This is a genomic window from Aquicoccus porphyridii, from assembly GCF_008369105.1.
Lineage (GTDB): Bacteria > Pseudomonadota > Alphaproteobacteria > Rhodobacterales > Rhodobacteraceae > Aquicoccus > Aquicoccus porphyridii.
Window position 1 is genome coordinate 1 of the sequence record NZ_VINQ01000130.1, and the last position, 446, is coordinate 446.

General features: G+C 65.5%; 1 protein-coding gene. It reads right to left on the reverse strand.

The features are described 5' to 3' along the window. Positions 1 to 446 (reverse strand): L-threonylcarbamoyladenylate synthase (locus tag FLO80_RS23890; protein ID WP_223145552.1); only part of this gene is annotated, 446 nt, incomplete at both ends.

The window sequence follows — 446 nt, forward strand, 5'->3', positions numbered from 1 at the left end:
CATGATCAGGCTCACGCTCATCAGCGGTTCGCCCAGTTCCTCCAGCAGCGCCCGGGCGATCGGACAGTTCGGCACGCGCAGGCCGATGGTGCGGCGCTTGGGGTGCAGGAGCATGCGCGGCACCTCGCGGGTGGCGCTGAGGATGAAGGTGTAGGGACCGGGGGTGTGCGCCTTGAGCAGGCGGAACAGGCCGGTGTCGACCTTGGCATAGACGCCCAGCTCGGAAAGGTCGCGGCAGACCAGGGTGAAGTTGTGCTTGTCGTCCAGTTGGCGGATGCGGCGGATGCGATCCACCGCGGTCTTTTCGCCGATGCGGCAGCCCAGGGCATAGGACGAGTCGGTGGGATAGACGATCACCCCACCCTGGCGGACAATTTCCACCGCCTGCTTGACCAGCCGCGGCTGGGGATTTTCCGGATGGATCTGGAAGAACTGGCTCATTCGGC